This is a genomic window from Synechococcus sp. R3-13, from assembly GCF_047462195.1.
Taxonomy (GTDB): domain Bacteria; phylum Cyanobacteriota; class Cyanobacteriia; order Thermostichales; family Thermostichaceae; genus Thermostichus.
On record NZ_JANSIO010000434.1, the window covers coordinates 1 to 7,249 of the forward strand.

Below are 7,249 nucleotides of genomic sequence, written 5' to 3' on the forward strand. Positions count from 1 at the left end.
TCCCTCATCGCGCAACAACAGGCTGCCCAGGTGAGCGCCCCCAATAGCTGTTTCATCTCGCTTGTTCAAAATCGATTTCAGCAGACGATTAGAGGCCAAAAAGACCTTGGCACCGGGATCGGGAGCACGGCGAGGGTTAATGAAGCCCATCTTCTGATTGAAATAGCCGATGACCTCGACGGTAACCGCATAGATTTCCGGATTGGGATGGGTGAAGCCCACCAGAGCCACAATGGTGCTGGGATCGATTTCGGTATCGGCAAAGATGCGATCGGGGATGTGATCCAGGAGCTGAACTTGGCTAATTTTACCCAAGATTTGCAGCGTTTGCGATTGGGGATCCTGGACTTCGTAGTAGACGAAATCGCCCACCTTTACCGCTTGGGTATTGGAAGTGATGAAAACATATTGGTTAGAGGTTTCTCCAGGCCCTTTGACGGTGCCAATTACCTCTGGAGAGTCCTCAGTTGGAGAGAGGATAGCTTCTGGATGGTGGCCATTATCGGTGATTTTTTGGGGCATTAGCGCATCGCTCCTACAGTCATTTTCCAGGCCAATTCTTTGCTTAAGATTTGCAGAGCTCGCCGTTGAGCTGGATCGGCAAACATCGGCGTAATGTCGTTCAAGACTTGGTAGATCAAATGATTGGCAAAGTTGCCGCCGCTACTCAGCAGCAAACCATAGTAGGAAAATTGGGTTTGACCTTGGGGATCCTGGTGAAAGCGCAGGATCTCTTCCCGGCTCATGCGAAAAACCGGCGTGTTTACAGGCACCACCACGCGTGGGATCCCTTGCCGGCCACAGCGGCGCTCTTCATCCAGAGCCCCGATTAAAACCACCGAGAGTAGCGTGCGCACCTCATTCTGCAGATCGGGGGAAAAATAGGGATCCGGCTGGCTGGAAAGGCGCGGCCCAGAATTGAGGAACATCGGATTCAGGAGTTGGGTATTGTAAACCAGACCTACGGCCCAGTGTCGCCGGTCGCTTTCTAGCTTGACAAAGCTGCCGAAGCCATAGTCATCAGGAGCCGGCGGATTTTTGACTTCTAAAGCATCGTCCACCTGCACCACGTAATCACAGTGATTGTTGGAGCGAACTACCTTTCCCAATCTCATCGGACTCGTCTCCGTTGTAGTTTACTCACCGTTTTCCGAGATAGCCTTAGGTTCAGCTTTTCGCGAGCGGCCCAATCTTGCATGAGGCGTAAGAAAAGGTTGCGATCCTCATTGCGAATAACGGCTATTTGATCGGCTGTCTCCAGCACATAAGGATAACCTCGCCCAATCACCACCTCACAGCGAACCAGATCCACCAACCAGTCCAACAGTCCTGCCTCATAAACCCAAACGGGTATTTCCAAGCGGGCCGGAAAGTTGTCATTGGTGCGCAGGTAAACAAATCCCACTCGCTCTCGCATTTCTTGGTAGCGATTGAGGATCCCATCTTGGGGGTTGAGGCTGCCGCCGCGGGCACAGATGAAAAAAGGTGTGCGATCCCCCCACTCCAACCAGGGACTAAGCAGTTGCGCATCGTGAAGCTGTGGAGCTTCGGGTAGGTCAAAACAATGCTTGAGCAACGCCACCAGATCGGAAGTGTAGGTGGTGTCTATGTAAGCCACGATGGGGATCCGGCTTTGCTCGCTGGCCCGCAGAAGCTGGAGCAAACACTGCACATAGAAATCTTGGCTTTCTGGCTCAAAGACTTCGGCAAAAGTAGCCACCAGCGCCCCGTCCAAAAAGGCCAATTTTCGGGATCCTGGTTGAGATTTTTGAATGTATTCTACAAGTCTCTCGATTTCCATTTGAAAGCGGCGCATGTTAACCATTCGCTCTTTCGGTTCGCCGCTGCTGTCGGATCCCAGGTCCCTTGGAGTCAATACATCCACTTGGATGTCTTTTTCGTACAAGCCTGCTGCGCAGTGATAATTTTCATACCAGCCGATTTGCACCAGCGCCACCGGTATTGACAGATCTTTGCTGGGATAAATCTGGGATCCATCCACGGCAAAGGTGGGAATATTTTCAATGACCGATTTCGCCCACTCACGGCTTTCTTCGTAATTGGCCCATTCCTGCTCAAAAGGGATCCTCCAACTGGAGTAGCGATCCCACTCTGCAGTAGGTAAAGCGCCTGGGAAAGGGAATGGAGCTATTTTTTCGGCAATCTCTAAGCTCGACCACTGGCACAAGCTTTCCATGGCCTGCTTATAGTATTCTCTGCGCTCCGACAGCCTTTGATCAAAAGTGGCAAAGGCCTCCCGCTTCTGCTGCAAGACCGCCAGGATCCGGTCGGCTCTAAACACCATAGGCGGGATCCCTCCCTACCGACTTGGATCCGGAGTGCCTTTCCACCCGAATAACATTTTCTGTCATTTGCTCAAAGGTATCGTCGTGGCTGATGACAAATAGCTGCTCAAAAGATCGCAGGTTGGTGATGGCCTCTGCCAGCCGCTGTCGCCGTTGGGTATCCATATTGGTGGTGGGCTCATCGAAAAAGGCAATATTTAGTTGTCCCAACACCTTGAGTAAAGCCAAGCGCACTGCCAAGGCCGCCGACATTTGCTCTCCCCCGGAAAGGCTGGCAAACCGTCGTTTGGGGCTGCCGGCTTCTTGAACGCGGATCTCATAATCGGCTTCCCAGGTCAGGGTGACGTTGGAACGGTTGAGAATTTCTCGGAAGAGGTGATCGGCAGTATGGTTGATCTGCTGCAGGTAGTATTGGGTAATTTGGGGGCCGGCTTTTCTGTAGGTCTCTCGGCTGAATTTGATAAAGCGGTGCAGGCGTTCTCTCTCAGTTTTTTCGGCCTCGACTTGCTTTAAGCTGGCCTTGGCCTGTTCCAATTGCCGCAACTTTTCCTCAATTTTGCTCAGTTGAGGAGCTAGGCTCTCCAGTCGGGCCTGGGCTTCGGCTTTTTGAATTTCGGTGGCCTGCAGAAGGGATCGAAGATGCTCATGCTCCTGCGGTTGATACAGAGCAGCCAAGGGATCCCGTGCTGCGCGAAGTTGGGAAAGCTGAGTTTGCAGTTGCTGCCGCTGGGCGTTTAGCTCGGCCAGTTCCTGTTCCCGTTGGGGAAGCAATTGGGCAATGGGTTCTGCCTGCAGATAGCGCTCGTGATCTAAACGGTATCGTTCGCGTTCTTCCTGCAGGGATCCCAGCTCTCGATCCAGATGCTCCGTTTGGCATAGGGCCTCCTCGATAGGGTTGAGTGCGGCCTGTAAATCCTGAAGCTGCTGCAGGCAGTCGGCCTGCATTTGTAAATACTGCTTTTCCTGTTTTAGCTCTGCTTTGAGCCGTTCGGCTTGACTTCTGGGATCCCCCAGAGATTTTAAGGTTTTGGCGGCTTTTTCAATCTGGGCCTGCAGATGATCCCTTGAGCCTTGAGCCTTTTCCCATTCGCCAATTTGGGCCTGTTTCTCTTGCCCAGCTTTTTGGAGTTGCTCCAGCGTCGATTGGGCAGTTTTGAGTTCATCTTTTCGTTGTGGCAAGCTTTGGGCAAGAGCCTGCAGGCGGATGACCGTTTCATAGCTGCTGCGATGGCTTCTTTGCTCTTCCCGCAAATTGGCAATTCTGTCCTCCAGATCCCGCAAGGGCTCAAGCTGTCGTTCTAGATTTTGGATCTGGTGTTGGAGTTGGCGAATCTGTTCTGTGAGCTGTTGATATTCTTGCTCCACTCTGGGCTTGCCATTCAGCTCTTTTTGCAGGCGTTGGATCTGTCCCCTGGGATCCCCTAGAGCTTGTAGCGCCTGCTCAATTTCCTGTTGTTGCCGAAGGAAGGTGGGCTCAGCCTCAAGATCCCAGTGAAGATCATCAATTCTGCTTTGTCGTTCGGCTTGCAACTGCAGCAGTTGCTGAATTTGGGCTTGTAAATCGGGTATTTGTGCGGTTAGGCCGAGCAAGGGTTGCAAAGTCCTGAGTTGTTTTTGGATGTTGGACAACTGCTGACGAAGTTGGGGCTCGGAAGTTTGGGGAGCCAGATCCTGCAAAATCTGATGGATGGACTGGAGCAACTGTTGGCTGAGTGCTGAAGATCGAGTGAGTACCTCTGGGATCCGCTGCCACAGAGATTGAAGTTGGGGATAGTTGTGTCGCTGCGCTTCCAATTCGTCCAGAAGTTGCCGGATGCTGTGATGGTGTTGAGCCAATTGATCCGAGCCCTGCTCAAAAAGGGCTTGTAGCTCCTGCTGAAATTGACGAGCTGCGGCAATGCGGCTGAGCTGAGTTTGCAATCGCTCCTGTTGAGCTTCGAGTGCAGGAATGGCGGCTACCCGCTCCAAATCCGCCTGCCGTTGTCTCAGTTGGAGCTGCAGTTGTTGCAATTGGACTTGGCCTTGTTCCTGCTCCGTTTCCCGTTGTTTGAGTTCAAGACGCAGGGCCTGAAAGGAAGCCAACTTCTCGCCAAGTTGGGAGTGGCGCTGCTCCAGGGAGGCCTGCCGTTCACACAGGGGTTGCAGCTCAAGTTTTTCCGCCTCCATTTTTTGGAAGATCTGGAGTTGTTGCTGATATTCGGATCCCTGCAGCTCCAATCGATGCAGTTGATGTTGCAAAGTTTCCCGTTGAGCCAGTAAAGTTTGTCGGGTTCGCCGCAGCGCTTCCTGCTCTGCAATGAGGGTTTCCAACTGCAAATAACGGTTGTAGGTCAATTGATGCTGCCGACATATGGCCTGGGCCTGTTCAGCTTCTTGCACTCGGCTTTGTAGCAGTTGACAGCGCTCGGCGTGGGCTGTCCATTCTGCCTGGATCTGTTCCCATTCGCGGTGCAGGTGTAGCAACGTGTTGAGCTGTTGAGTCCAATAGGTCTGCTGACGCTCTAGCTCCTCTTGGGCCTGAATTTGCGGGGTTAGCTCCTCTAGCTCCTGCTTCCAGCGCTGCTGTTGGCTTAACTTTTCTTGAAGTCTTGCCAATTGGTTTTCGATATGCTGCTTTTGCGAGAGCAAAGCATCCCGCTGTTTCAGCCACTCCAAGCGTTGCTGTTGCTGTTTTTCTAGCTCCCGCAAGCGAGCTTCTGTGGCCAAAAAATGCTGATATCCCTCCCAGTATTGCTGTTGCTGCGCTTGAGCTTGCCTGGCCTCTGCCCATAACTTTTCTGCCTGCTCAAGAGATACCTGAAGCAGGGATCCCTTTTGCTCCAGTTGGGCAATCTGGTGATCTAAAGTTTGGATTTGCTCAAGCCATTTCTCCAGTCGCTCGATCTCAAGCTTAACCTGATCCAGAGTGTGGATCGATTGACTCAAGCGCTCTTGCCAATAACTCAGTTCTTGTTGGATTTTCTGCCGCTCCGCTTGCAGCGGATCCCACTCCTGTAGCTGTTGGCGGAGCAATTCAATTTGATGATTAATGGCCTGAATCTGCGCCTCGCTGTATTTTTCGACCGCCAACAGGTCTTTGGCTACCTGCTGGTACTCTTCCACCTTTAAGATGCGATCGAAAACTTCTTTGCGATCTCGACCGGTTTTGAGAAAGTCTGCCGTGAAAGTCCCTTGGGGCACCCCAATCGTTGTGGCAAAGAGCCGCGCCAGGTCGGTACCGGCAGGTACGCCCAAATGTTGCCTCAGCCACGGCAGCACATCGGACTTGCGCTCATACTCTAGGCGCTGCTTCAGTTGGGGATCAAAGAGACGATATCCCTGCGTTACGCTGCGGCGAACATCGTAGGTGCGCTGATCCCATTGGGAGATAAATTGCACAGTCACCACTGCGTCGTTGGCCCCGGAGCGAATGATTTCTTCTTGGCTGTAGGGGCAGTAGTCGAACAAAACCCAGGCAATGGCTTCCAAAATGCTGGTCTTGCCCGCTCCGTTTTCTCCGCAAATGGCGTTAATACCTGGCTCAAACGTGAAGACGGCATCCTCATGAGATTTGAAGTTTTGTAAAGCGAGAGAGAGGATCCGCATAATCAGTCTTCTGCTCCCCATTCGCGACAGCGATGCGGAGCATCAAAAGCTCCCCTTAGGTGAGCATACACTTCAGATTCTCCTTGCCCATCCAAAACCTTTTCTTTAAGATCCAGAAGCAGCCGCGCTAGCTCTTCACTGCGTTTGCGGTAGTGGGCATGGCTGCTCAGCAGATCCCTGTAGATTTTCTCTTCGATTTGTAACCTCTGCCCCTCTTCTTCCAAGGAAAGGGCAGCCGACCCGAGCTCTAAAGTATTGGCCTCAAAACGAAACAGAACCAGCAAGGCGCCGGTAAGCTGCTGAATTTGACACTGTAGGGCGCGGCTATCCAGCTCATGCTTGGCGAACCCCACCTGTCCCACCAGCCGCAACTCCACCATCGGCTCCATCTCACTTTCCTGAAAACGGGATCCCTTAGCCAAGGCAATGGCTGCTGCGGCAATCTGTTCGGGGGTTTCTCTGCCCTTGGCCTCCAGATAGAGCCGGCGGCGGGGCCGCTGATGGTAATCCTGCACCAACTCCGCTTGGGGTGGGCCATCTCCCCAGCGGACGCGATAGGCCCCCCGTTGGAAGTCCCATTCGGCAGTGCTGTTGGCCTCCAGGGATCCTGGATTGAAGATCCACCCCCCCTCGGAATAGCTTTTGTGAATGTGTCCCAAGGCCAGGTAGCCCACCCCCGCCTCCCGCAGGGGCAGCAGATCTTTGTAGCGCAGAGCGCCTTGGTAACGGGCAATTTGGCCCTCTAGACCGTGGTGGAACATCAACACCACCCGCTCTGGGCCGGGGGGCAACCGTCGAATGGCCGCCGCCAACTGCTCAATCGACCGAGGGGCTGCCGATCCGTACCACTGGGATCCGATCACCCGCACCCCACAGGGCAAATCCAGATACCCTCCCCGCCGGCCCGACCAGGGACGCAGCTCCAGTCCTTCTTCCCCTTCCTCAGGCTCCAGCAATATTAGCTCCCCGTGATCGGCCAAGTACCTCAGCCAACTGGTTTTCACGCCATAGGGGCGATTGTCGTGGTTGCCCTCAATGGCCAACACCGGGATCCCGGCCTGTTGCAGCTCCCGCAAGACGATCTGGGCTTGGTTGAGAACGCCGGGCTGAATCTGCCGATGCTCGAACAGATCTCCGGCGATGAGCACAAAGTCCACCGGATCCTGAATGGCATAGCGCCGGACAACATCCCGAAAAGCCAAAAAGAAGTCCTTGCTCCGCTCCGGGCTGTCGTAGCGGTCATAGCCCAGATGCACATCGGCCAGGTGTAAAAATGTGCAGGTTGAGCAGGCCATCCCCAGAGCACCTCGGCAAATTGTCCACAGTTTAGCTTGTCGGGGTGTGGGGGTAGCTAAGCC

4 protein-coding genes and 1 pseudogene are annotated in these 7,249 nt (G+C 53.7%); all 5 read right to left on the reverse strand.

The features are described 5' to 3' along the window. Positions 1 to 522: pseudogene (locus NW856_RS12535) on the reverse strand (ATPase); the annotation flags it as partial. Further along, entirely contained in the window at positions 522 to 1,115 is a 594-nt protein-coding gene (locus tag NW856_RS12540) for a hypothetical protein (RefSeq protein WP_011433556.1), read from the reverse strand. The pseudogene NW856_RS12535 and the gene NW856_RS12540, both read right to left, overlap by 1 nt. Further along, a complete protein-coding gene (locus NW856_RS12545; RefSeq protein ID WP_414400540.1) occupies positions 1,112 to 2,305 on the reverse strand; it encodes a DNA double-strand break repair nuclease NurA in 1,194 nt (397 codons plus the stop codon). Before NW856_RS12545 ends, NW856_RS12540 begins: the two co-directional genes overlap by 4 nt. Next, positions 2,295 to 5,891, reverse strand: a complete 3,597-nt coding sequence (locus NW856_RS12550; protein ID WP_414400541.1) for an AAA family ATPase — start codon at positions 5,889 to 5,891, stop codon at positions 2,295 to 2,297. The genes NW856_RS12545 and NW856_RS12550 overlap by 11 nt, the downstream gene beginning before the upstream one ends. A 2-nt stretch (positions 5,892 to 5,893) precedes the next feature. Then, positions 5,894 to 7,186 carry a metallophosphoesterase family protein gene (locus NW856_RS12555; protein ID WP_414400542.1) on the reverse strand — a complete coding sequence of 431 codons (1,293 nt, stop codon included), beginning with the start codon at positions 7,184 to 7,186 and terminating at the stop codon, positions 5,894 to 5,896. Positions 7,187 to 7,249: the final 63 nt, after the last annotated feature.

Excerpts from the sequence above, each read along its gene's own strand:
- NW856_RS12545 (WP_414400540.1), bottom strand. The coding sequence starts at position 2,305 with ATGGTGTTTAGAGCCGACCGGATCCTGGCGGTCTTGCAGCAGAAGCGG.
- NW856_RS12550 (WP_414400541.1), bottom strand. The coding sequence starts at position 5,891 with ATGCGGATCCTCTCTCTCGCTTTACAAAACTTCAAATCTCATGAGGAT.
- NW856_RS12555 (WP_414400542.1), bottom strand. The coding sequence starts at position 7,186 with ATGGCCTGCTCAACCTGCACATTTTTACACCTGGCCGATGTGCATCTG.
- NW856_RS12540 (WP_011433556.1), bottom strand. The coding sequence starts at position 1,115 with ATGAGATTGGGAAAGGTAGTTCGCTCCAACAATCACTGTGATTACGTG.